The sequence below is a fragment of the Stenotrophomonas sp. Y-13 genome, from assembly GCF_046267925.1.
Classification (GTDB): domain Bacteria; phylum Pseudomonadota; class Gammaproteobacteria; order Xanthomonadales; family Xanthomonadaceae; genus Stenotrophomonas; species Stenotrophomonas acidaminiphila_A.
This window is the reverse complement of the sequence record NZ_CP176501.1, coordinates 931,261-953,303: the sequence shown is the minus strand read 5'-3', so window position 1 is coordinate 953,303 and position 22,043 is coordinate 931,261. Positions and strand designations below refer to the sequence as shown.

21 protein-coding genes and 1 tRNA gene are annotated in these 22,043 nt (G+C 70.9%); 6 read left to right on the top strand and 16 right to left on the bottom strand.

Going from position 1 to position 22,043, the window contains the following annotated elements; genetic code table 11:
* Positions 1-25: 25 nt before the first annotated feature.
* A complete protein-coding gene (locus ACJ7VY_RS04265; protein WP_409476426.1) occupies positions 26-1,273 on the top strand; it encodes a ComEC/Rec2 family competence protein in 1,248 nt (415 codons plus the stop codon).
* Between the two features lie 120 nt (positions 1,274-1,393).
* Here ACJ7VY_RS04265 and ACJ7VY_RS04260 read toward each other — a convergent pair.
* The 13 genes from ACJ7VY_RS04260 to ACJ7VY_RS04200 all read right to left on the bottom strand — a co-directional run bounded on the left by ACJ7VY_RS04260 (position 1,394) and on the right by ACJ7VY_RS04200 (position 12,099).
* Positions 1,394-1,468 (bottom strand) — tRNA-Val (locus tag ACJ7VY_RS04260).
* A 154-nt stretch (positions 1,469-1,622) separates the two neighbouring features.
* A complete protein-coding gene (locus ACJ7VY_RS04255; RefSeq protein ID WP_104938219.1) occupies positions 1,623-1,976 on the bottom strand; it encodes a PilZ domain-containing protein in 354 nt (117 codons plus the stop codon).
* Complete coding sequence (locus ACJ7VY_RS04250) at positions 1,973-2,932, bottom strand: DNA polymerase III subunit delta' (RefSeq protein ID WP_104938218.1); 960 nt, start codon at positions 2,930-2,932, stop codon at positions 1,973-1,975. Before ACJ7VY_RS04250 ends, ACJ7VY_RS04255 begins: the two co-directional genes overlap by 4 nt.
* Positions 2,929-3,990, bottom strand: a complete 1,062-nt coding sequence (mltG, locus tag ACJ7VY_RS04245; protein WP_409476425.1) for an endolytic transglycosylase MltG — start codon at positions 3,988-3,990, stop codon at positions 2,929-2,931. Before mltG ends, ACJ7VY_RS04250 begins: the two co-directional genes overlap by 4 nt.
* A gap of 130 nt (positions 3,991-4,120) precedes the next feature.
* Entirely contained in the window at positions 4,121-5,464 is a 1,344-nt protein-coding gene (locus ACJ7VY_RS04240; protein WP_409476424.1) for an aminodeoxychorismate synthase component I, read from the bottom strand.
* 166 nt (positions 5,465-5,630) lie between these two features.
* Positions 5,631-6,893, bottom strand: a complete 1,263-nt coding sequence (fabF, locus tag ACJ7VY_RS04235; protein ID WP_161615073.1) for a beta-ketoacyl-ACP synthase II — start codon at positions 6,891-6,893, stop codon at positions 5,631-5,633.
* A 236-nt stretch (positions 6,894-7,129) separates the two neighbouring features.
* Complete coding sequence (gene acpP, locus ACJ7VY_RS04230) at positions 7,130-7,369, bottom strand: acyl carrier protein (RefSeq protein WP_005415509.1); 240 nt, start codon at positions 7,367-7,369, stop codon at positions 7,130-7,132.
* 148 nt (positions 7,370-7,517) lie between these two features.
* Positions 7,518-8,261, bottom strand: a complete 744-nt coding sequence (gene fabG / locus ACJ7VY_RS04225; RefSeq protein ID WP_104938214.1) for a 3-oxoacyl-ACP reductase FabG — start codon at positions 8,259-8,261, stop codon at positions 7,518-7,520.
* Positions 8,262-8,337: 76 nt separating this feature from the next.
* On the bottom strand, positions 8,338-9,282 hold the full coding sequence (fabD, locus tag ACJ7VY_RS04220; protein WP_409476423.1) for an ACP S-malonyltransferase: 945 nt from the start codon (positions 9,280-9,282) through the stop codon (positions 8,338-8,340).
* A 95-nt stretch (positions 9,283-9,377) separates the two neighbouring features.
* Positions 9,378-10,160, bottom strand: a complete 783-nt coding sequence (locus ACJ7VY_RS04215) for a serine/threonine protein phosphatase (RefSeq protein ID WP_409476422.1) — start codon at positions 10,158-10,160, stop codon at positions 9,378-9,380.
* Between the two features lie 72 nt (positions 10,161-10,232).
* Positions 10,233-11,198, bottom strand: a complete 966-nt coding sequence (locus tag ACJ7VY_RS04210; protein ID WP_409476421.1) for a beta-ketoacyl-ACP synthase III — start codon at positions 11,196-11,198, stop codon at positions 10,233-10,235.
* 90 nt (positions 11,199-11,288) lie between these two features.
* Positions 11,289-11,483 carry a 50S ribosomal protein L32 gene (gene rpmF / locus ACJ7VY_RS04205; RefSeq protein WP_054663666.1) on the bottom strand — a complete coding sequence of 65 codons (195 nt, stop codon included), beginning with the start codon at positions 11,481-11,483 and terminating at the stop codon, positions 11,289-11,291.
* Positions 11,484-11,589: 106 nt separating this feature from the next.
* Positions 11,590-12,099: a YceD family protein gene (locus tag ACJ7VY_RS04200; protein WP_104938210.1), complete on the bottom strand. Its 510-nt coding sequence runs from the start codon at positions 12,097-12,099 to the stop codon at positions 11,590-11,592.
* Positions 12,100-12,212: 113 nt separating this feature from the next.
* Here ACJ7VY_RS04200 and ACJ7VY_RS04195 point away from each other — a divergent pair, with 113 nt between their 5' ends.
* Positions 12,213-12,785, top strand: coding sequence for a Maf family protein (locus ACJ7VY_RS04195; protein WP_409476420.1), 573 nt, complete (start codon positions 12,213-12,215; stop codon positions 12,783-12,785).
* Between the two features lie 7 nt (positions 12,786-12,792).
* On the opposite strand, the gene ACJ7VY_RS04190 is transcribed toward ACJ7VY_RS04195, so the two are convergent.
* The 3 genes from ACJ7VY_RS04190 to ACJ7VY_RS04180 all read right to left on the bottom strand — a co-directional run bounded on the left by ACJ7VY_RS04190 (position 12,793) and on the right by ACJ7VY_RS04180 (position 17,505).
* Positions 12,793-14,649: a hypothetical protein gene (locus ACJ7VY_RS04190; RefSeq protein ID WP_409476419.1), complete on the bottom strand. Its 1,857-nt coding sequence runs from the start codon at positions 14,647-14,649 to the stop codon at positions 12,793-12,795.
* On the bottom strand, positions 14,646-15,590 hold the full coding sequence (locus tag ACJ7VY_RS04185) for a glycosyltransferase family 2 protein (protein WP_313229134.1): 945 nt from the start codon (positions 15,588-15,590) through the stop codon (positions 14,646-14,648). The genes ACJ7VY_RS04190 and ACJ7VY_RS04185 overlap by 4 nt, the downstream gene beginning before the upstream one ends.
* Before the next feature lie 67 nt (positions 15,591-15,657).
* A complete protein-coding gene (locus ACJ7VY_RS04180; RefSeq protein WP_409476418.1) occupies positions 15,658-17,505 on the bottom strand; it encodes an ArnT family glycosyltransferase in 1,848 nt (615 codons plus the stop codon).
* Positions 17,506-17,545: 40 nt separating this feature from the next.
* Between ACJ7VY_RS04180 and ACJ7VY_RS04175 the strand changes: the two genes are divergently transcribed.
* From ACJ7VY_RS04175 to ACJ7VY_RS04160, 4 genes are all read left to right on the top strand, one after another.
* Positions 17,546-18,496: an AAA family ATPase gene (locus ACJ7VY_RS04175; RefSeq protein ID WP_104938206.1), complete on the top strand. Its 951-nt coding sequence runs from the start codon at positions 17,546-17,548 to the stop codon at positions 18,494-18,496.
* A gap of 1 nt (position 18,497) precedes the next feature.
* Positions 18,498-19,454, top strand: a complete 957-nt coding sequence (locus tag ACJ7VY_RS04170; protein WP_409476417.1) for a DUF58 domain-containing protein — start codon at positions 18,498-18,500, stop codon at positions 19,452-19,454.
* A gap of 67 nt (positions 19,455-19,521) precedes the next feature.
* Positions 19,522-21,498, top strand: coding sequence for a DUF3488 and DUF4129 domain-containing transglutaminase family protein (locus tag ACJ7VY_RS04165; RefSeq protein ID WP_409476416.1), 1,977 nt, complete (start codon positions 19,522-19,524; stop codon positions 21,496-21,498).
* The gene (locus ACJ7VY_RS04160; protein ID WP_104938204.1) at positions 21,495-22,022 is read left to right on the top strand and encodes a Slp family lipoprotein; all 528 of its coding nucleotides are present in this window, start codon (positions 21,495-21,497) and stop codon (positions 22,020-22,022) included. The genes ACJ7VY_RS04165 and ACJ7VY_RS04160 overlap by 4 nt, the downstream gene beginning before the upstream one ends.
* Positions 22,023-22,043 lie beyond the last annotated feature (21 nt).

Genomic DNA, 22,043 nt, shown 5'->3' with positions numbered 1-22,043 from the left:
CGGCCGCGCTCCCGCCTACACGCCCATGAACACACGCATCCTGTTGCTTGCCTTGCCGGCGCTGGCCGCCAGCGCCTTCGCACGGCCACCGGAAATCGGCCAGCCGCTGCCGCCATGGCGCGACGGCGAACTGGACATCCACCACATCAACACCGGGCGCGGCGACGCCCTGTTCTTCATCCTTCCCGACGGCACCACCCTGCTGGAGGACGCCAGCGGCAAGACGGTCGAAGCGCCGCCGTTCTCGCTGCCGAGCCGGCCCGATGCCTCGCGCCCGCCGGGGGAATGGGTCGCGCGCTACGTCCAGCGGATGCTGCCGTCCGGCCACGGCGGCATCGACTACGCGCTGCTCTCGCATTTCCATGGCGACCACATGGGCGCGATCACCGCCGACTCCCCGCTCGCCGCCAACGGCGCCTACCGGCTCAGCGGCATCACCCAGGTCGCCGAATCCGTGCCGATCGCCACGATCTTGGATCGCGGCTGGCCGCACTACGACTTCCCGGCGCCGATCCGCAACGCCACGCTCGACAACTACCGCCGGTTCCTCGACTGGCAGATCCGGCACCGCGGCCTGAAAGTTGAACGCTTCGCACCCGGCCGCAACGACCAGATCGCCCTGCTGCATGCGGCCGGCAACTACCCGGGCTTCGAGATCCGCAACCTGTATGGCAACGGCCGTGTCTGGACTGGCCAGGGCAACGCCACCCGCGACCTGTTCCCGCCGCTGCATACCCTGGGCAAGGACCAGCAGCCGATCGAGAACATCCTCAGCAGTGCCTTCGTCATCCGCTATGGCAGGTTCGATTATTTCAGCGGCGGTGACCTCAGCGACGAGCGCGTCGCCCTCCCCGATGGCGACGGTGCGTGGCAACAGGTGGAACGGCCTGTGGCCGAAGCCGCCGGCCCGGTCGATGCGATGAAGGCCAACCACCACGGCAGCTGGGACGCCAACAGCGCCGCGTTCCTGGCGGCGCTGCGCCCGCGGGTGATCGTGGTGACCGCGCGCGCCGAAGGCCACCCGGCGGTAAACACCTGGCACCGGCTCACCTCGAAGGCGCTGTGGCCCGGTGAGCGCGACATCTTCGTCACCCACGTGTCCGAGGCCACCGCGCGCACCACCTACGGCATCGAGCGGCAGGCGCGCAGCACCCAGGGCCACGTGGTGATCCGCACCGCTCCCGGCGGCGACAGCTACCGCGTGTTCGTGCTCGATGACGGCGACGAGCGGATGCGGGTCAAGGCGGTGTTCGGCCCCTACCCCGCGCAGTAAGCGCAACCGGGCGCATCGCGCAACCCGCGGTGCAGCCCGGACGGCGGGCGATCCAGACCACGGAAGGCAAAACGCAAAAGACCGGCCTGGGGCCGGTCTTCATGCGTTGCAACAGTGTCTTGGTGGGCGGTGCAGGGTTCGAACCTGCGACCCTTGCCGTGTGAAGGCAATGCTCTACCGCTGAGCTAACCGCCCGTGTTGCGAGCCGCTCATTATAGGGGGAATCGCGAAGACGTCAACGGATCGATGCAACTTTTTTGCAGGCCCGGCCCGGCACCGCGACGGGCCCGCCAAGGCGGCCTGGCGCGTGCATCCTGCCCCTGCGGGGCGCCGGCGGCGCCCACGCCACCTACATGGTGTGGGTCGGCTTGTCCGAGCCGGCGGTGCCGGCCAGCAGGGTCTCGATGCGGCCGCGGATGGCCTCGCCGTCGGCACCGTCGGCCAGCTGCACGCCGATACCCGCCTGGCGGTTGCCCTGCGCGCCCAGCGGCGTGACCCAGACCACCTTGCCGGCGACCGGCAGGCGCTCGCTGGAGTCGGGCAGGGTCAGCAGCACGAACACCTCGTCGCCGAGGAAATAGCGCTTGGGCGTGGGCACGAACACGCCGCCGTTCTTCACGAACGGCATGTAGGCGCTGTACAGCGCGGCCTTGTCCTTGACCGCCAGGGAAAGAATGCCCTGGCGCGCGTTCGTCGCACTCATCGGTTGTTTCCTTTGGATGGCGGCGGGTTGGCCGCGGCCCAGCCCAGCAGCAGCTCCACCATCGCCAGATCGGCGCGCACCGTGGTGCGCAGCAGGTCGCGGGTGCGGTTGGCGGCATCGAACCAGGCGGCCAGCTTGTGCAATCGGCCCGGATCGGTCAAGCCGTCCGTGGCCCGGCGCAGGGCCAGGTCGGCGGCATGCCGCAGGCGCAGGTCGGCGTGTTCGTCACCGCTCCAGCGCTGGGCCAGCTCCACCGCGCCGACGCGCCCGCCGGCGAGCCTGTCCAGTTCCTCGGCCACCTGCCGGCGCAGCGCCATGCCCTCGCCCTGCAGCCAGCGGTCGGCCAGCCCGGGATGGCCGCGCGCGGCGTCGAGCGCTTCGCGCGCGGCGCCTTCGGCATGCCCCTGGCGCTGCAGCCAGGCCAGCGCTTCCTCGCGCGGCGGCAGCCGGAACTCCAGCCGCTGGCAACGGCTGCGGATGGTCTGCGGCAAGCGCGCGGGGTCGGCGCTGACCAGCCACAGGTAACGGCCGGGCGCGGGCTCTTCCAGGGTCTTGAGCAGCGCGTTGCAGGCGGCACGGTTGATCGCATCGGCCGGGTCGACGATCACCACCTGGGCCGCGCCGTACTGCGGCGTCAGCGCCAGCTTCTGCGAGATCTCGCGCACCTGCTCGATCACGATCTCGGTACGCAGCTTGTCGCCGGTCTTGTTGGGGATGAAGGACACCACCTGCAGGTCCGGGTGGGTACCGGCGGCGATCAGCTGCGCGTTGCGCGCGCGTCCGGCCGCGTCCATGCCGGTATCCAGCACGTGGCGGGCCAGCGCCATCGCCACCGCGCGCTTGCCCATGCCGGCCGGCCCGCACAGCAGCAGGCCATGGCCGAGGCGGCCGGCGTCCAGCGCCGCCACGGTCTGGTCATGGGCGCGCTGCTGCCAGGGGGCGAAAACGTCGCTCACTGCTGCGCCTCCGCCGCGCGGTTGTCGCGCAGTTGGCGCAGGTAGCGCGCGACGGCCGCGTTGTGTTCGGCGTAGGTCGCCGAGAACACGTGCGCACCGCTGCCGTCGCCGACCGCCACGAAATACAGCGCGTCGCCCGGCGCCGGGCGCGCGGCCGCGGCCAGCGCATCCTTGCCGGGCATGGCGATGGGCGTGGGCGGCAGGCCGGCACGGGTATAGGTGTTGTACGGCGTGTCGGTGGTCAGGTGGACCTTGCGGATGTTGCCGTCATAGGCACTGCCGATGCCGTAGATCACGGTCGGGTCGGTCTGCAGGCGCATGCCCATTTTCAGGCGGCGCGCGAACACCCCGGCGATCTGCGGCCGCTCGGCGGCCAGGCCGGTTTCCTTCTCGACGATCGAGGCCAGGGTCAACAGTTCGTAGGGCGAGGCCAGCGGCAGGTCGTCGCTGCGCGCGGCCCAGGCCGCGGCCAGTTCCTTTTCCATCGCCGCATGGGCGCGCCTGAGCACGTCCAGGTCGCTGTCGCCGCGCTGGTAGACATAGGTCTCCGGCAGGAACCGGCCTTCCGGGTGCTGGTCGGGAAAGCCCAGGCGGCGCATCAGCTCGGCATCGTCCAGCGCATCGGTTTCGTGCAGCAGCGGCTCGGCCCGCCGCAGCGCGGCGCGCAGCTGGCGGATATTCCAGCCCTCGACGAGGGTCACGCGGTGCTGCAGCACCCTGCCCTGGCGCATGCGCAGCAGCAGTTCGCGCGGGGTGAGCGTGGCGTCCAACGCGTACTCGCCCACCTTGAGCTTGCCGGCGGCGTCGAGCTGGCGTGCCAGCAACTGCCACTGGTAATCGCGGCCTTCGCCGATGCCGGCCTGGCGCAGCTTGCCGAGCACGGCATTGAGCCCATCGCCGCGGGCGACCACCACGCTGTCCTGGCTCGGCGTGAGCCGCACCTCGGCGAACTGCACCTGCCGGTAGTAGAACCAGCCGCCGATGCCGACGACGATGCCGGCCAGCGTCAGCAGCAGCATCAGCACCGTCAGCAGACAGCCGCGTTTGCCAAGCCCCATGGATTACCTCGAAGTCCGATCCTGCCGCGCAGGATACCGCGCGCCGCGTCGCGGCCGCCAAGCAATCGCCCGGCGCCGCTGCCGGCGTTGACGGCCCGGCGGGCTTCCCGCCATGACGGTGGCCGCGGCGCTACAGCGCGCGCAGCAGGCCGCGCGCCTTGGCGCGGGTCTCGTCCAGTTCGCGCGACGGGTCGGAATCGACCACGATGCCGGCGCCGGTGCGGAAGCGCACGGTGTCGCCCTGCACCTCGGCGGTACGGATCAGGATGTTCAGGTCCATGTCGCCATCGCGGTTGAGCCAGCCGAACGCGCCGGTGTAGGCGCCCCGCGCGGTCTGCTCCAGCTCGGCGATGATTTCCATGCAGCGCACCTTGGGGCAGCCGGTGATGGTGCCGCCGGGGAAGGTCGCGGCGATCACCTGCCCCGGGCTCACCTCCGGGCGCAGCCGCGCGCGCACGTTGCTGACGATGTGGTGCACGTGGGCGTAGCTCTCGACCGTCATCAGCTCGTCCACCTCGACGCTGCCCGGCGCCGCGATGCGGCCCAGGTCGTTGCGCTCCAGGTCGATCAGCATCACGTGCTCGGCGCGCTCCTTGGGGTGGCCGACCAGTTCGCGGATGCGCGCGGCATCGTCGTCGCCGTCGAAGCGAGGGCGGGTGCCGGCGATCGGCCGGGTCTGCACCACGTCGCCGTGCACCGACACCAGCCGCTCCGGCGAGGAACTGACCACCGCGCGCCCGGCCGCAGCGAACAGCCCGGCGAACGGCGCCGGATTGGCCTGGCGCAGGCGCGCGTACAGCGCCGCCGGCGCCAGCGGCCGCGCGAAGCGCGCCTGCCAGCGGCGCGAGAGATTGACCTGGAAAACATCGCCGGCGTGCAGGTAATCGATCACCCGGCGGACACCGTCGATGAACTGCGCGTCGGCGTCTTCGTCCAGTGCCAGCGGCGGCTGCCAGGCCGGCGGCTCCGGCAGTTGCCGCGCCGCGTGCAGGTCCTGGCGCAGCTGCGCGAACACGGCGTCGCGGCCGTCCTCGGCCAGCGCCATGCAGCGCCCGCTGTCACGGTCGCGCAGCACCGCCGCCGGGCAGCGCAGGGCCAGCGCGGCGGGCAGGCCGTCGGCGCGCGCCGGCAGCCGCAATACCGGTTCGATCTGCCCGGCCAGTTCGTAATCGAGCAGCAGCGCCCAGCCACCCCGGAACGGAACCGCCGCAGCGTCCGGATCGCGCGCGATGCGCAGCGCCTGCCAGTCGCGGTCCAGCGCGTCCAGGAAGCCGCCTTCGACCGGGGTACCGTCTTCGCGCCGCACCGTGCCATCGGCATCGAGCCGCAGTTGGCCGCCATCGGCGACCAGCAGCAGGTCCCAGCGGCCCTGGCGGCCGGCGGCGGTGGATTCGAGCAGCAGCGGGTAGCGCTGTGGGGACAGCCGATGCAGCGCCAGCAGGTCGGTGTCGGCGTGCAGGGGGAAAAGATGCATCGGTGGCCCGGAGATCAGGAGGGCGGCGCCTGCGCCCGGCGGGGGAAGATTCCCTGCGGCGCGGGTGCGGGAACCGCGCCGCCGGTGCGGGTGGACCCGGGCATGACCCGGTGCGCCCGCGCGCCGCCCCCTCTCCCGGCAGGGAGAGGGCGCAGCAGACGGCGGCTCAGACGCGCTTGAACACCAGCGTGCCGTTGGTACCGCCGAAGCCGAAGCCGTTGGACATCACCACGTCGACCTTGGCCTGGCGCGCGACATTGGGCACGTAGTCCAGGTCGCAGCCTTCGCCCGGCTCGTCCAGGTTGATGGTCGGCGGGATCACGTTGTCGCGCAGCGCCAGCACCGAGAAGATCGCTTCCACACCGCCGGCGGCGCCGAGCAGGTGGCCGGTCATCGACTTGGTGGAGCTGACCATCATCCGGTAGGCGTGGTCGCCGAAGGCGGTCTTCATCGCCATGGTCTCGCCCACGTCGCCCAGCGGCGTCGAGGTGCCGTGCGCGTTGAGGTAACCGACCTGCTCCGGGGTGACGCCGGCGTCCTTCATCGCCGCGACCATGCAGCGCGCGGCGCCTTCGCCGTTCTCGCTCGGTGCGGTCATGTGGTACGCGTCGGAGCTGGCGCCGAAACCGGCCAGCTCGCAGTAGATCTTCGCGCCGCGCGCCTTGGCGTGCTCGTACTCCTCGAGGATCAGGATGCCGGCGCCGTCGCCCAGCACGAAGCCGTCGCGGTCCTTGTCCCACGGCCGCGAGGCGCGGGCCGGGTCATCGTTGCGGGTGGACATGGCCTTCATCGCGCAGAAGCCGCCCACGGCGGTCGGCGAGGAGCCGCGCTCGGCGCCGCCGACCACCATCACGTCCGCGTCGCCGTACTGGATCATGCGCATCGCGGTGCCGATGGAGTGATTGGACGTGGCGCAGGCCGAAACCGCCGAGAACGATGGCCCCTTCAGGCCGGCGATGATGCTCAGCTGCCCCGGCAGCATGTTGATGATGGTCTTGGGCACATAGAAGGGCGAGATCTTCTTGCCCTCGTGGAACTCGATGGTCTGTTCCTCGATGCCGAGCAGGCCGCCGATGCCGGCGCCGATGATGGCACCGACCCGCTCGGCGTTGGCTTCGGTGATCTCCAGGCCCGAATCGTGCAGGGCCATGAACGAGGCACCGAGGCCGTAATGGATGAACGGGTCCATCTTCTTGGCGTCCTTGCCGCTGACCCGGTACTTGCCGAACTGTTCGTTGTCGGCGGTGATGTCGAACTCCTTGACCTCACCTGCGATCTTGGTGGTGAAGCGTTCCAGGTAGGCGTCGGCGATGTGGGTCAGCGGACCGATGCCGGAACGGCCTTCGATGATGCCCTGCCAGCTGCTGGCCAGATCATTGCCCAGGGGCGAGACCATGCCCAGGCCGGTAACGACGACGCGACGCTTCATTGCGGTTTCTCCTGACCCGGTGCTCGATGCGGGTATGACGCGGGGGACGCGGATGCACATGGCCGTTCACGGCCGGATTCCAGATTGCGTGGCGCGCCGCTAGCGCGGCGTCCACGCCCACCGGACGGGCCGCTGCGCGGCCGGCGCCCGAATGGGATGGGGCCGCTGTCGCGGCCCCATGGGCTTGCCGTGCGCGGCATGCGGACGTGCCGCCGCCGCGCATCAGCCGCCGGTCATCAGGCCTTGACGTGGGCCTTGATGTAATCGATGGCGGCCTGCACGGTGCTGATCTTCTCGGCTTCTTCGTCCGGGATCTCGCACTCGAACTCTTCTTCCAGCGCCATCACCAGTTCGACGGTGTCCAGCGAGTCAGCGCCCAGGTCATCGACGAACGATGCGCTGTTGGTGACTTCCTCTTCCTTGACGCCAAGCTGTTCGACGACGATTTTCTTGACGCGTTCTTCGATGGTGCTCATTGGATATCGCTCCAGATGGAGTAGTGGTTCAAAAGGCGCCATCGGAAGCGATGGCCGTGGGATAGTGTAGTGGAAAGCGCCGGAGCCTTGCATTCTGGCAAAATGCCACGGCGATCAACCACTTGGGCGCATTCCATGCGCCGCACGCTTACGGCATGTACATGCCGCCGTTCACGTGGAGGGTTTCGCCGGTGATGTAGCTGGCGGACGGGCCGGCCAGGAACGCCACCGCACGGGCGATGTCCGCCGGCTCGCCGAGGCGGCCCAGCGCGATCTGGCCGAGCATCGCGGTCTTGGCGTCCTCGGGCAGGTCCTTGGTCATGTCGGTATCGATGAAGCCCGGCGCGACCACGTTCACGGTCACCCCGCGGCTGCCGATTTCCTTGGCCAGCGACTTGGAGAACGCGATGATGCCGGCCTTGGCCGCGGCGTAGTTGGCCTGGCCGGCATTGCCGGTCACGCCGATCACCGAGGCGATGTTGATGATGCGGCCCTTGCGCGCCTTCATCATGCCGCGCATCACCGCCTTGGAGGTGCGGTACACGCTGGTCAGGTTGGTGTCCAGGATCGCCTGCCAGTCCTCGTCCTTCATCCGCATCAGCAGGTTGTCGCGGGTGATGCCGGCGTTGTTGACCAGGATGCTGATGGCGCCGAATTCCTTGCCGACCGCATCGATCAGCGCGTCGACCGCGCCAGGCTCGGTGACGTTCAGCGCGCGGCCGTGGCCGCCCTGCGCGGCCAGGCGCGCGCCGATCGCGGCGGCGCCGGATTCGGTGGTGGCGGTGCCGATGACGGTGGCGCCCTGCGCGGCCAGTTCGTCGGCGATGGCCGCGCCGATGCCACGGCTGGCGCCGGTGACGAGCGCGATTTCACCCTGCAATGGCTTGCTCATGCGGTTTCCTCTTGGTGCGCCGCAGGTTGCGGCTGCAGGTCGGGGCCGGGCGCGGACGCCGGCCGTATCGTAGGGGTCAGGCGGCCCACTCTTCCAGCGCGCCGGCGAAATCGGCCGGGGTGGCGAGCGAACGGCCATCGATGCTCTTGTCGATGCGCTTGACCAGGCCGGTCAGCACCTTGCCCGGGCCGCATTCGGCCACGCGGGTCACGCCGCGCGCGGCCAGCGCCTGCACGCAACCGGTCCACTGCACCGGCAGGTAGAGCTGGCGCACCAGCGCGTCGCGGATGGCGTCCACGCCCGCATGGGCCTGGGCATCGACGTTCTGCACCACCGGCAGCGACGGCGTGCGCCAGTCCAGCCCGGCCATCGCCTCGGCCAGGCGGTTGGCGGCCTCGCGCATCAGCGGCGTGTGCGAGGGCACGCTCACGGCCAGCTTGACCGCCTTGCGCACGCCCTTTTCCGCCAGCAACGCCAGCGCGCGATCGACCGCCGCGGCGTCGCCGCCGATCACGATCTGGCCCGGGGAATTGAAATTGGCCGGCACCACCACCTGGCTGCCGCTGGCCTGTTCGCAGATTTCCTGCACCAGCGCGTCCTCGGCGCCGAGCACCGCGGCCATGGCGCCGACGCCGGTTGGCGCGGCCTCCTGCATCAGCTGGCCGCGCAGCCGCACCAGGTGCGCGCCATCGCGCAGCGACAGCGCGCCGGCCGCGACCAGCGCGGTGTACTCGCCCAGGCTGTGCCCGGCCAGCACGGCCGGCAGGGCACCGTTGTTCGCCCCCCACAGCCGCCACACCGCGATGCCCGCGGCCAGCAGCGCCGGCTGGGTGTACTCGGTGCGGTTGAGCTGCTCTTCCGGGCCGCCCTGCGACAGCGCCCACAGATCCACGCCGGCGCCTTCGGAGGCTTCGGCGAAGGTATCGCGGACCTGCGGGTGCAGTTCGGCCAGTTCGGCCAGCATGCCCAGCGACTGGGAGCCCTGGCCGGGGAATACGAAAGCGAGTCGGGAGTCAGTCACGCGGTCATCTGCTGCATGAATCGAAGCGGCGCATCATAAGCGTGAATGCCCCCGCCCGTCTGTACTGGCGCGTATGCAGCCCGCTGGCGGCCGGCTCAGGTCAGCAGCGCCAGCAGGTCCAGTTCACCGTCGGCAAGCCAGTCCAGCGACAACGCCGCCAGTGCCACGCAGCCAAAGGTGGTGGCCGCATGCACGACCAGGATGGCGTGCGCCAGCGCCCGTCCCGACCTGCCCGCGCGCCGCAGCACGCGGGCCAGCCGCCGCAGCCGGCCGGTAACGTCGTGGGCATGGGCGACCACCGGCCGCTCCGCCGTTTCCATGGCACCGGCCAGCAGCGCCTTGAGCACCTGCGGGCGGTCCTCGTAGTACCGGGCCACGCCGTAGCCGAACATCAGCCAGTCGCGCGCCTGCGCCTGCTCCAGCTCCATGACCTCCAGCGGATCTTCCTCGAAATCGATGAAGCCCACGCGGTTGCCGTCCCAGGTCATGTTGCGCGGCAGCGGCTGGCCGAAATAGGCGCCGCCGCGGTGGGCTTCGGCGATGGCGTCGACGGCGGCCGCCACCAGGCGGTCGCGCGCGGCGGCGTCGGCTTCGCGCAGGCAGGCGTTGAACGAGGCCCCGGTGTGCTCCAGCACCAGCGCGGCGCGACCGTGGCCGATGACCTCGGGGACATTGACGCCCTGCGCCTTGAGCTCGACCAGGCGCCGGGCCTCGACGGCGCGCGCCTGCGCGCCGCCACGGTGCGGCGGCGGCCGCAGCGCATCGAGCCGGAAACGACGGGCAACGAAATTCAGCAGCCCCAGGGCCACTGCCCGGCTGCCTTCACCATAATGCTTGAGCCATGCGCGCTGCCCTTCGATGAGAATGGGTTCAGCCATGACGGTACCTCCCGGAAACGGCGGCCCGCGGGGCCGCACCGGGAGCCTCATGCTCCCGGCCAATCCGGCATATCAATAGCGCAGCAGCGCCGAACCCCAGGTGAAGCCACCGCCGAAGGCTTCCAGCAGCAGCAGCTGGCCGCGCGCGACCTTGCCGGAGCGGATCGCGTGGTCCAGCGCCAGCGGCACCGAGCCGGCCGAGGTATTGCCATGCTTGTCCACGGTCACCACCACTTGGTCCATCGACATCTCCAGGCGCTTGGCCGTGGCTTCGATGATGCGCAGGTTGGCCTGGTGCGGGATCAGCCAGTCCAGGTCGGACCTGTCCAGGCCGTTGGCCTGCAGGGTTTCATCAACCACCGAGTCCAGCGCCTTGACGGCGTACTTGAACACGTCGTTGCCCTTCATCGTCAGCTTGCCGGGCTTGTCCAGGCCGGTCGACACGCCGGCCGGGTGCCACAGCAGTTCCTTCTTGCTGCCATCGGCATGCAGATGGGTGCTGAGGATGCCGGTTTCCTCGTCGGCCTTGAGCACGACGGCACCGGCACCATCGCCGAACAGCACGCAGGTGGTGCGGTCGTTCCAGTCGACGATGCGGGTCAGGGTTTCCGCGCCGATCACCAGCACATGCCGGGCATCGCCACTGCGGATGAATTTGTCGGCCACGCTCAGGGCGAACAGGAAGCCCGAACATGCCGCGTTGACGTCGAACGCCGCCGCGCCGGCCGCGCCGAGGCGCGCCTGGATCAGGCAGGCGGTGGACGGGAAGATCAGGTCCGGCGTGGTGGTGCCCACGACGATCATGTCCAGCTGCGACGGCTCGATGCCGGCCGCTTCCAGCGCGCGCAGCGCGGCGTTGTAGCCGAGGTCGCCCGTGGTCTGTCCGTCGGCGGCGACGTGCCGCTCGCGGATACCGGTTCGCGACTGGATCCACTCGTCACTGGTGTCGACGATCTTGGCCAGATCATCATTGGTCAACACCTTCTCGGGCAAATAACTACCGGTGCCCGCGATCCTCGAGTAGATCCGCTTGCTCATGCTGGTTCCTGTTGCGCGGGTCCGCCATGTGGCGGGCCCGGAAGAAATCGGTGCGGGGGCCGCCACCTCGCGGTGGCGGCCCGACGCGGATCAATCTTCTTCGACGACCGAGGTCTTGGTCGTGATCACCTTCTTGCCGCGGTAGAAACCGTCAGCGGTGATGTGGTGACGCAGGTGCACTTCGCCGGTGGTCGGGTCGGTGGACAGCTGCTTGGCGCTCAGCGAGTCGTGCGAACGGCGCTGGCCGCGGCGGGACGGGGTAACACGGGATTTCTGCACAGCCATGGGATTGCTCCAAACTCGGTTCGTTCGTTTCGTCGTTGCAGTGCGCGTGATGCGAGCATCCGGCACTGGTTTTACTTTCGCCGCAGCCGCCGACGACAACCGGCTGCTATTGTTTCTTCAGCGCCGCCAACGCCGCGAACGGATTGGCCTTGCCCAGTTCCTCGGTGGTCGCGGAGAAGTCGCGCTCGACCGCTTCGCTTCCCGGCGCCACCGGCACCACCGGCACCGCCATCACCAGCTCGTCTTCCACCAGGTCCAGCGGCCGCAGGTTGCCGTCTTCCGGCACCAGCAGCGCTTCGTAATCCGGCGGAAGCGCCTGTTCCTCGTCCTCGTCGCGTACCAGGCCCAGCCGCTGCACCAGGTGCACCGGCAACAGGAAACGCTGCATGCTGCGCTGGCACACCAGCGGCAGCGCGGCATCGATGGTCAGCTCGACATAGGCGACCCGCAGGATCTCGTCGCGGCCGAATTCCAGCGCATAACTGCACTCTCCCTCGGCATCGGCGACCAGCCCCTGCAGGCGTGCCAGTGCGGACAACGACACCCGGCCTTCGAAGCGCCTGCGCGCTGCGACCATCCGCCAAGCATCCAGCAATTCGGGCACGTTCGCGGACATAAGCTGCAGAATGTTAAGGACAGGCCTGCCGGCTGTCAAATCCATCGTGCCGGCATTGCCACCACGGCGGCCGCGCCGCAGACTCGGCGCCGCTTTCACCCCGGTATTGTCGCATGCCTGCCCTGATCCTCGCCTCCACTTCCCGCTACCGGGCCGACCTGCTATCGCGGCTGCGGCTCCCGTTCAGCTGCGTGGCGCCGGCGGTGGACGAGACGCCGCTGGCGGCCGAACCGCCGCGGCAACTGGCCACCCGGCTCGCGCGGGCGAAAGCCGCCGCGGTGGCCGCTGCGCACCCCGGCGCGTGGGTCATCGGCTCGGACCAGGTTGCGGAACTGGACGGTGCGCCGCTCGGCAAGCCGGGCACCGGCGAAGCCGCCCGCGCGCAGCTGGCCGCGATGTCCGGCCGCCAGGTGCTGTTCCATACCGCGGTCTGCGTGAGTGATGGCGAGCGCCACCTGCAGGCGGTCGACCTGACCCGGGTCGACTTCCGCCCCCTGCACGCGGACGAGATCGAACGCTATGTCGACGCGGAGCTGCCGCTGGACTGCGCCGGCAGCTTCAAGTGCGAGGGGCTGGGCATCACCCTGTTCGAGGCCATCCATTCGCAGGACCCGACCGCACTGGTCGGCCTGCCGCTGATCGGCCTGTTCAGGCTGCTGCGCGAAGCCGGCCTGGCGCTGCCCTGAACCCGTCTCAGCGCGCCAGCCCGACCCGGCACCACTGGTACGGGTAACGGCCCTGGCCGATGCGGCTGTCCAGGGTCACGCACGATCCTTCATCCAGCAGCAGCCCGTAGCCGGCCAGTTGCTGGCGTGCCTGGCCCCGTGCCTGTACCGAGGCATCCACCGGTTCCTGGCTGGCGCCGCGACGCGGCCCGAGGCGGCACTGCCCCGGGTCGGGCACCTCCACCTCCGCGCGCAATCCCCGCGCCTTGCCGGTCAGCCAGCGCAGGCGGTCGCAGCCACGCCCCGCGGTCAGGCCGAAAACCTGCGCCCAGCGGTTCAGGCGTGCCCAGCGCGCCCCATCCTGGCGCTGCGCGGCAGGCAGCATCGCGAAGCGCTGTTCCCGCGCCTCCACCATGGCGGCCAGTCGTGCGCGGTAGGCGGCAGACTCGGGGAAATTGGTCGCCACTCCCACATAGCGCGCCTGGCCGGGCAACCACGGCACGCGCCAGGCCTGCGGATCGCCGCCCACCAGCAGCACCACGCTGCGCTCCGGCGCCGGCATCGGCGGCGCCTCCACGCTGAAGCCCTGGCGCGCCCAACGTTCGTGCCCCCACGTGTTCCAGCCCAGCAGCGAGGCCACCGCCACCACGCCGATGGCCCAGCCGCCCACCCTGGCCGCGCGTCCACCCGGCAGCAGGCGCTGGCACAGGAACCACAGCACCAGCGGCGCCAGCAGTTCCAGCACGACCAGGTAGCGGTGGATGCTGAACAGGCCCTGCCAGAGCACATAGCCGGTGCCGAAGAACACCAGCACGCCCCGCATCGCCGGTGCGAACGCCGGTGGCGCCAGGGTCCCGCGCGCGAAGCGGCGCAACAGCAGCGCCAGGGTCGCCAGGTACAGCAACGGCCAGACCAGCTGCAGCAGCCGGATCTCGCTCACCCGCAGCGGATCGACCGCGAACTGCAGCGGCCAGGTCAGGTGTTCCCAGGCGCCGCGCGGCAGCCAGCGCACATCGGCCACCGATATCGGCGCGGCCAGCGGCCCCTGGAACAGCGCGTTGAACTGCGGGAACAGCGGGTTGCCGAATGCCTGCCAGACCCGCAGGTACCACCCGCCGGCCAGTGCCGCGGCCACCACCAGCGCAGCCAGGGTCAGCACGCCCGCGCCGGCCAGCCGGCGCCACCATGGGCCGCCCGCGCACACCGCCGCCACCCCCAGCGCCACGGCGTAGATGGCGTTGGTCAGCTTGAGCGCCACGGCGACGCCGAGCACCGCGCCCGCCACCGTCCAGGCCAGCAGCTCGGCGCGGCGCGCGCCGTCGGCCTGGCGTCGTTGCGCCAGCAGCACCATGTACAGCGCCGCGGTCACGAACAGCGCGGTGGTGTTGTCGGCCATGCTGCCGCCGAACTCGGACAGGAAGGCGCTGGTACACAGCCCCGCCACTGCCAGCAGCGGCGCCAGCCGGGCCCGTCGCGGCTGCCCGCGCAGCGCGAGCCAGGCGATACCGGCAACCGGCAGGAACACCAGGCCATGCAGCGCCCCCAGCGCGAACCCCGCCAGCGGTGCCGGCAACCGCGCCATCAGCAGGTAATGGAACACATCCAGCAACGGGCTGAAGTAGCTCTGCATCTGCGCGGGCGCCAGGTCCTGCAGCAGCCGGCCATGCAGCAACGCATAACCGTTGTAGAGGTGATAGTTGCGCAGGTCCCAGTTGGCGTCCTGCCCCAGCAGCAGCGAGACGATGCCGCCGGCCAGCATGATCGCCGCGGTGGCGCGGACCACGTTGCCGGGCGTATCGAAGGCGAACCAGCGTTCCAGCACGGCGGCGAGGCGGCGCAGCGGCGCGCGGATCCGTCGCGCGCCAGACACGCGGACGGCGCTCATTGCCCGTCCCCGCCGGCCCGCGCCGGCGCCGCTACGGCCAGGTAGGCCATGTGCTTGGCTTCGATGCGGCCACGGGTCACCGTGTCCAGGATCAGCCCGCAGGCCAGCAGCAGGAAACCCATCAGCGCCAGCGCCGCGCACAGGACAGCGGTCGGGAAGCGCGGCACCAGCCCGGTCTCCAGGTACGTCACCAGCAGCGGCACCGCCAGTACCACCGAGAGCACCATGCTGGCGATGCCGCCGATGGAGAAGAACAACAGCGGCCGCTCGCTCTTGAACAGCTTGGCGATGGTGCGCAGGATCCGCCAGCCGTCGCGCCAGGTACTGAGCTTGCTCTCCGAGCCCTCCGGGCGCACGCCGTAGGCGGTATCCACCTCGGCCACCGGCATCCGCAACTGCAGCGCATGCACGGCCAGTTCCGTTTCGATCTCGAAGCCACGCGCATGGGCCGCGAACGAGCGCACGTAGCGCCGCGAGAACACCCGGTAACCGGACAGCATGTCGTCGAAACTGTTGCCGAACAGGATGCCCGCGCAACGGGTCAGCAGCACGTTGCCGATGCGATGGCCCGGGCGATACGCCGCTTTTTCCTGGTCACGGCGCGCGCCCACCACCATGTCCAGGCCGTCGTCGAGCAGCCGCCGCACCAGCCGTGGCGCGGCCGCCGCTTCGTAGGTGTCGTCGCCATCGACGAGCACGTAGACATCGGCATCGATGTCCGCGAATCCACGCCGCACCACGTTGCCCTTGCCCTGCAGCGGCACCTCGATCACCCGCGCACCCGCCGCCCGCGCCACCCCGGCGGTGCCGTCGCGGGAGTTGTTGTCCAGCACGATGATGTCCGCCCCGGGCAGGTGGCGGGCGAAATCGCCGACCACTCTGGCGACGGTGGCTGCCTCGTTGTAACAGGGCACGAGGACGGCGATGCGGGTTCTATCCATGAATATCGGTACCAGCGACAAGGAACAGGCAAACGGGGGTGGCAGCGGAAGCGGCCGCGAGAACAGGTCAGCGCGCGACCCGGAAGGGCTGCTCCCACCAGTCCTCGACGCTGCCGTCGGTGCCGTGCAGGCGCAGGCCGAGCCAGTGGCGGCCGGGCGGCAGTGCGCGGACATCCAGGCGCGCGCGGAAGCCGACGCGGGGATGATGGGGATCGGTGGAGATCTTCCAGAAGCCGGTCACGTCGTTCTCCAGCCCGTAATCGGCCCGCGCCGCGACCTCGCCGTCGACCAGTATCTCCACCGCCGCCAGGCCCACGCCGTCCTTGAAGGCCCAGCCGGACACCTCCAGCGCGTCGCGCGCCTGCGCCCCGGGCAGCGGCGCATCGACCCAGGCCATCGCCGGGGTGACGCAGGGGCCGGACGGCTTCGTCGCGGGCAGCCGGAACAGCAGGAAGCGCTGGTAGCCATGATCGGTTGACACGACCCGCGGCGGCGGCAGCGGCCCCACCAGGGCGCACACCTGGTGGTAGCGCGCCAGCAGGTCGCGGTAGCGCTGGTCACCGGGCGCCAGCACCAGCAACCGCGGGCCGCTGCGGTGCTCTTCCCCGATCAGCCCCCACAGCGCCAGCTGCGCGGTACGCCCGTGCTTGTCGTTGAGCGGATGCGGCAACACATGGATGGACGCGTCATCGCGGAGGAATCCCAGCTCGGCACCGACCTTGAAGCTGCCGGCCAGCACCCGGGTGCCTTCCGGCATGGCCGCCAGCTCCTCGCGCACCGCGTCGGCCAGCGGCTGCCAGCCGGCGAAATTGCGTGGGTAGAACTTGTTGCCGGCAAGCTGCGCGCGCAGTGCCGGCGAGGCCGCGGTCAGGTAGTAGCCGAACGCACAGGCCGCGCCCAGCAGCACCAGCGCCCAGGCGAGCCGGCGCCAGCCGCGGCGCCAGCGGCCCAGGACCAGCGGCACCACCACCAGCAGGGCGAAATAGCCCGGCAGCGGCCAGTGGAAGCTGATGCGCTCGACGTCGGTGAAGAACCCGAGCAGGAAGATCGCGAGCGTGGAAACGCCGCCGACCAGCGCGAAATAGCGCCATTGCACGCGGTGCTGGTGGCCGGCGGGCTGCGGGCGCAGGCCGGAGACGCACGCCTGCCACAGCGCGACGCACAGCAGCGGCGTCACCAGCAGCGGCTGGATGACGAGGAACCACAGCCCACTGGCCTGGAAGGCCCACGGGTGGCGCTCGACCAGCTGGAACTTCAGGCCGGCATCCTGGTTGTCCATGTTCCAGGACAGCAGCGGCAGCCAAGCGACGATGCCGACCGTCAGCGCCATCCACACCCGCGCGTCGCGCAGCGTGCGCCGGCCCTCCGGCAACAGCAGCAGCGCGATGAAGCCGACCGCGATCACCCCGATGAAGCGATAGTGGCTCAACGCGCCCAGCACCAGGCCGGCGGCCAGCATCAGCGCACCGCCGGCATCGACGCTGCGCAGCAGGCGGGCGCCGGCCGCCAGGCACAGCAGGGCCGCGAACGCCATGGGCACGTCCGGCACCGCGAGGATGCCGAGCGTCGCCGAAAGCGGCATCAACAGCGTCAGCGACCCGGCCTGCCAGCCCACCCGCGCACCGAACCAGCGCGTCGATACCCGCACCACCATCCACGGCAGCAGCGCCCCCATCAGCAGAAATGGCAGGCGGATGCCGAACGCATGGTGGCCGGCCAGTTCGCCGCCGAGCCGGGTCATCCAGGCGGTCAGCCCGGGCAGGTCCGAGTAGGCGGCCGCCAGGTGCCGCCCCTCCTGCCAGTAGAACGCCTCGTCGACGAACAATGGCAGGCGCGCCGCCACGATCGCCTTCAGCACCGTGACCGTCACCCAAAGTACGACGAACGCATTGCGCGCACGCTGACCCACCTGCATTGGCGCTTAAACTCCCTTCGACCCCTGATCCGAGACGACCATGGCTCCGTTGCCGTCACCAAGAATGCTAACCGATGTCGCCTTCCAGGCCCTGCAGCAGGCGCAGCAGCAGGTCAACGCGCTGCTGCTGGGCAAGACCGCCGAGGTCAGGCTGGCATTCGTCGCGCTGCTGTCCGGCGGCCACCTGCTGATCGAGGACCTGCCCGGACTGGGCAAGACCACCCTCGCCCACGCCATGGCATCGACCCTGGGCCTGCAGTTCCAGCGCGTGCAGTTCACCTCCGACCTGCTGCCCGCCGACGTGCTGGGAGTGTCCATCTACGAGGCGGAGAGCCGCGGCTTCCGGTTCCATCCGGGGCCGGTGTTCAGCAACGTGCTGCTGGCCGACGAGATCAACCGCGCGCCGCCGCGCACGCAGAGCGCGCTGCTGGAGGCGATGGCCGAGCAGCAGGTGACCATCGACGGCACCACGCATGCGCTGCCCGATCCGTTCTTCGTGATCGCCACGCAGAACCCGGTGGACATGTCCGGCACGTTCCCGCTGCCGGACTCGCAGCTGGACCGCTTCCTGCTGCGGCTCACCCTCGGCTATCCCGATGCCGGGGCCGAGCGTGCCCTGCTGGCCGGCGCCAGCCGCCGCGACATGATCGCGCAGACGCTGCCCAGCCTTGCCGAACAGGACATCCGCGACCTGCGCCTGGCGGTCGAGCAGGTACATGCCAGCGATGCGCTGGTCGACTACGTGCAGCGCCTGCTGGCGCGCAGCCGGCAGCAGCCCGGGGTTCGTGTGGGACTGTCGCCGCGCGCCGGCATCGCCCTGCTGCGCGCGTCCAGGGCGCATGCGCTGCTGGCCGGCCGCGACCATGTGCTGCCCGATGACGTGCAGGCGCTGTTCGTCGCCGTGGCCGGGCACCGGCTGGTCGCCGAGGCGGAGGCGTCCTCCGGCACCGCGCTGGCCAGCACCATCCTGCACGGCGTGCAGGTCGACTGAGATGCGGACCTGGTTGCACGCCCGCCTGCAGGCCCTGCAGCGGCTCGCGCGCCCACGCCGGCCCGAGTCGCTGCCGGTCACGCTCGACCGCCACCGCATCTACGTGCTGCCGACCGGCTTCGGGCTGTTCCTGGCCGCGCTGCTGGCGGTGATGCTGCTGGGCGCGCTGAACTACAACAACAATCCGGCGCTGCTGCTGGCACTGCTGCTTGCGGCCACCGCGCTGGCCAGCGCGCTGCAGGCGCACCTGCAGTTGGCCGGGCTGCGCGTGGACGCGGTCTCGGCCGAGCCGGTGGCGGCCGGGCAGCCGCTGCGGCTGCGGCTGGCACTGGCCCGCGACGACCGCCGCCCGCGCCGCGGACTGCGGGCATCCAGCGGCGCGGCCTTCGCCTTCGCGGACCTTGCCGGCAGCGATCGCACGGAAGTCGACCTGTGGTTGCCCACCGCGCGCCGCGGCTGGCTGCAGCTGCAGCGGATCCAGCTCGCCACTACCCAGCCACTGGGGCTGGTCCGTGCCTGGAGCTGGATCTGGCCGGCGCCACCAGTACTGGTCTACCCCGCCCCGGAACACCCCGCGCCGCCGTTGCCCGACAGCGGCGACGCCTCCACCCGCACCCGCCCGCATCCGCTCGGCGACGAATTGCAGCAGTTGCGGCCTTATCGCCAGGGCGATGCGCGCCGTGCGATCGCCTGGAAACACTCCGCCCGCCGCGACACCCTGCTGGTGCGCGAGTACGAACGCCCGGCCGGCACCGAACTGCTGCTGGACTGGCAAGCGCTCGGCCCGCTGCCGTACGAACGCCGCATCGCGCGCCTGGCGCGCTGGGTGGACGATGCCGAACGCGAAGGCCGCCGCTACCGCCTGCTGTTGCCTGGCCAGCCCCCGCTGGGGCCGGCCACCGGCGACGCCCACCGCCACCAGTGCCTGCGTGCGCTGGCACTGATGCCCGACGCATGAACAAGCCGACGGACCGCCACTTCCCACGACAACATGGCGCGCACGCCGGCGCGCGCGCAGGTGTGCCATGACCGGGCGCGCCCGTTTGCCCCCCTTGAACCCGACCGCGCGCAACGCGGCACTGCTGACCACCGCGCTGGCCCTGCTGCCGCTGCTGCTGCAGTTGCCGGGCGTGCTGGCCGCGGTGTTCGCCGGCACCGCGCTGCTGGTGGCGCTGCTGGCCTGGCGCCGCCCGCTGCCGCTGCCGCTGCGCCTGTTGCTGGTCGCCACCATGCTGCTCGCGATCTACTGGCAGATGGGCGCATCGCCGGGGCGCGACACCGGTTGCGCGCTGCTGGCGGCGATGCTGGCGATCAAGTCCAGCGAACTGCGCAGCCTGCGTGACGCACGCAGCCTGCTGGGCTTCGCGCTGTTCGCGCCGTTTGCCGCCTTCCTGCTCGACCAGGGCCCGACCACCCTGCTGCTTTCGCTGGCGGCGGTCGCCAGCGCCCTGCTCGGGCTGCAACACCTGGCCGACGCCGAGACCGGGGCGGCGGCACAGCCGACCATGCTGCAGTTGCGGACCGTCGGCCGGCTGCTGGCGGTCGCGCTGCCGCTGGCACTGGCCGGGTTCTGGCTGTTGCCGCGGCTGCCGACACCGCTGTGGGGCATCCCCGAACGGGCGGTGGCGCGCCCGGGGTTGTCGGACACCATGGCGCCCGGGCAATGGCTGGACCTGATGGCCGACGACAGCCCCGCACTGCGCGCGCAGTTCATTGGCGCCGCGCCCCCGCCCGAACAGCGGTACTGGCGGGGCCCGGTGCTCACCCGCTTCGACGGGCGCACCTGGACGCGGCTGGAAAGCCAGCGCCGGCGCCCGCCACCACCGGTTGCCGGCGCCGCCCCGCAGTGGGACTACCAGATCGAGTACGAAGCCACCGAACGGCGCGAACTGGTGGCGCTGGACCTGCCGCTGGCCGCACCCGACGAAACCTGGCTGGACGCCGACTACACCCTGGTGAGCACCCGGCCGCTGGCCACGCTGACCCGCTGGCACCTGCGTTCGGCGGCGCCGGTGCGCTTCCAGCAGGTGCTGCCGCCGGAGCTGCGCGCGCAGGCGCTGCAACTGCCGCGCGGCTTCAATCCACGCACGCTGGCGCTGGCCCGGCAGTGGCGCCAGGAGGCCGGCAATGACGATGCCGCCATCGTCCGCCGCGCGATGCAGTGGATCCGCCGCGACTTCAGCTACACCCTGAGCACGCCGCTGCCCGGCCGCCACGGCGCCGACGAGTTCCTGTTCGACTGGAAGGCGGGCTTCTGCGAGCACTTCAGTTCCGCCTTCGTGGTGCTGATGCGTGGCGCCGGCATCCCCGCGCGGGTCGTCACCGGCTACGCCGGCGGCACCCGCAACCGCTACGGCGACTACTGGCTGGTACGCAGGATGGACGCGCACGCCTGGGCCGAGGTGTGGCTGCCACAGCGCGGCTGGACCCGCGTCGACCCGACCGCGGCAGTCGCCCCGGAGCGTATCCGCGACACCCTGGAGGACCGCCTGGCGCGCGGCGACTCCGCCGGCGGCGGACTGGACATGGGAACGCGCTGGCTGCAGCTCGCGCAGGCCGGCGATTGGCTGCGCCGCAGCTGGAACGGCCTGGTGCTGTCCTTCGACGCGCGCCGCCAGCAGCGGCTGCTCAGCCCGTTCGGCATCGAGCGACTGGAACCAGCGCAGCTGGTCGGGCTGCTCGCCGCCTTCGCGCTTGTCGCCGTCGCCGCCATGGCCTGGCTGCTGGCGCGCGGCGAGCGCGAGCGTGATCCGCTGCTGCGCGCCTGGCGCCGGCTGGACCGCCGCTACGCCCGCCTCGGCCTCGGCCGGCAGGCGCACGAAACCGCCGGCGCCTGGGCCGCGCGCGTGGACGCCGTGCGGCCCGGCAGCGGGCTGGTACTGCTCAGCCAGCGTTTCAGCGATGCGCGCTACGCTGGCGCCTCGTCGGACCTGGCTTCATTATTGCGTGACCTGCACAGGCACCGCCCCCAACCCGGATTACCGACCGGAGCACGAACATGAAGACCCGCATCCTCATTGCCATCGCCGCCAGCCTGACCCTGGCCGCCTGTGCCACCGCGCCCAAGCCGCTGCAGGGACAGTTCAGCACGGTGTCCCCGCGTGACAGCGTCGCGCAGAAGCAGACCGGCACGCCGGTGCGCTGGGGTGGCCGCATCATCGAGACCATTCCCGGTCAGGGCGAAACCTGTTTCCAGATGATCGCCCGCCCGCTCAACGGCAATGGCCGCCCGAGCACCACCTCCGCCGACGCCAGCGATGGCCGCTTCCTCGCCTGCCGCGCCGGCTTCTACGACCCGGCGGTGTTCGAGCCCGGCCGCGACGTGACCTTCATCGGCCGCATCGACGGCTACCAGACCACCAAGATCGGCGAATACGACTACCCGCTGCCGAAGATCGCCGCCGACGTGGTGTATCTGTGGCCGGTGCAGCGCGAAGTCGAAGTGGTGCCGGCCTACCCGTACGGTCCGTGGGGACCGGCCTGGGGCCCCGGCTGGGGCTGGGGTTGGCGCGGCGGCTGGTGGTAAGCCCGGCGTCCGCAACACACT

Coding starts and splice junctions, on each gene's coding strand:
- ACJ7VY_RS04170 (WP_409476417.1), top strand. CDS start 18,498: ATGCGGACCTGGTTGCACGCCCGCCTGCAGGCCCTGCAGCGGCTCGCG.
- ACJ7VY_RS04265 (WP_409476426.1), top strand. CDS start 26: ATGAACACACGCATCCTGTTGCTTGCCTTGCCGGCGCTGGCCGCCAGC.
- fabG (WP_104938214.1), bottom strand. CDS start 8,261: ATGAGCAAGCCATTGCAGGGTGAAATCGCGCTCGTCACCGGCGCCAGC.
- acpP (WP_005415509.1), bottom strand. CDS start 7,369: ATGAGCACCATCGAAGAACGCGTCAAGAAAATCGTCGTCGAACAGCTT.
- ACJ7VY_RS04195 (WP_409476420.1), top strand. CDS start 12,213: ATGCCTGCCCTGATCCTCGCCTCCACTTCCCGCTACCGGGCCGACCTG.
- ACJ7VY_RS04200 (WP_104938210.1), bottom strand. CDS start 12,099: ATGTCCGCGAACGTGCCCGAATTGCTGGATGCTTGGCGGATGGTCGCA.
- mltG (WP_409476425.1), bottom strand. CDS start 3,990: ATGGGGCTTGGCAAACGCGGCTGTCTGCTGACGGTGCTGATGCTGCTG.
- ACJ7VY_RS04215 (WP_409476422.1), bottom strand. CDS start 10,160: ATGGCTGAACCCATTCTCATCGAAGGGCAGCGCGCATGGCTCAAGCAT.
- ACJ7VY_RS04160 (WP_104938204.1), top strand. CDS start 21,495: ATGAAGACCCGCATCCTCATTGCCATCGCCGCCAGCCTGACCCTGGCC.
- ACJ7VY_RS04190 (WP_409476419.1), bottom strand. CDS start 14,649: ATGAGCGCCGTCCGCGTGTCTGGCGCGCGACGGATCCGCGCGCCGCTG.
- ACJ7VY_RS04240 (WP_409476424.1), bottom strand. CDS start 5,464: ATGCATCTTTTCCCCCTGCACGCCGACACCGACCTGCTGGCGCTGCAT.
- ACJ7VY_RS04210 (WP_409476421.1), bottom strand. CDS start 11,198: ATGAGCAAGCGGATCTACTCGAGGATCGCGGGCACCGGTAGTTATTTG.
- ACJ7VY_RS04185 (WP_313229134.1), bottom strand. CDS start 15,590: ATGGATAGAACCCGCATCGCCGTCCTCGTGCCCTGTTACAACGAGGCA.
- ACJ7VY_RS04180 (WP_409476418.1), bottom strand. CDS start 17,505: ATGCAGGTGGGTCAGCGTGCGCGCAATGCGTTCGTCGTACTTTGGGTG.
- ACJ7VY_RS04175 (WP_104938206.1), top strand. CDS start 17,546: ATGGCTCCGTTGCCGTCACCAAGAATGCTAACCGATGTCGCCTTCCAG.
- fabF (WP_161615073.1), bottom strand. CDS start 6,893: ATGAAGCGTCGCGTCGTCGTTACCGGCCTGGGCATGGTCTCGCCCCTG.
- ACJ7VY_RS04165 (WP_409476416.1), top strand. CDS start 19,522: ATGACCGGGCGCGCCCGTTTGCCCCCCTTGAACCCGACCGCGCGCAAC.
- rpmF (WP_054663666.1), bottom strand. CDS start 11,483: ATGGCTGTGCAGAAATCCCGTGTTACCCCGTCCCGCCGCGGCCAGCGC.
- ACJ7VY_RS04255 (WP_104938219.1), bottom strand. CDS start 1,976: ATGAGTGCGACGAACGCGCGCCAGGGCATTCTTTCCCTGGCGGTCAAG.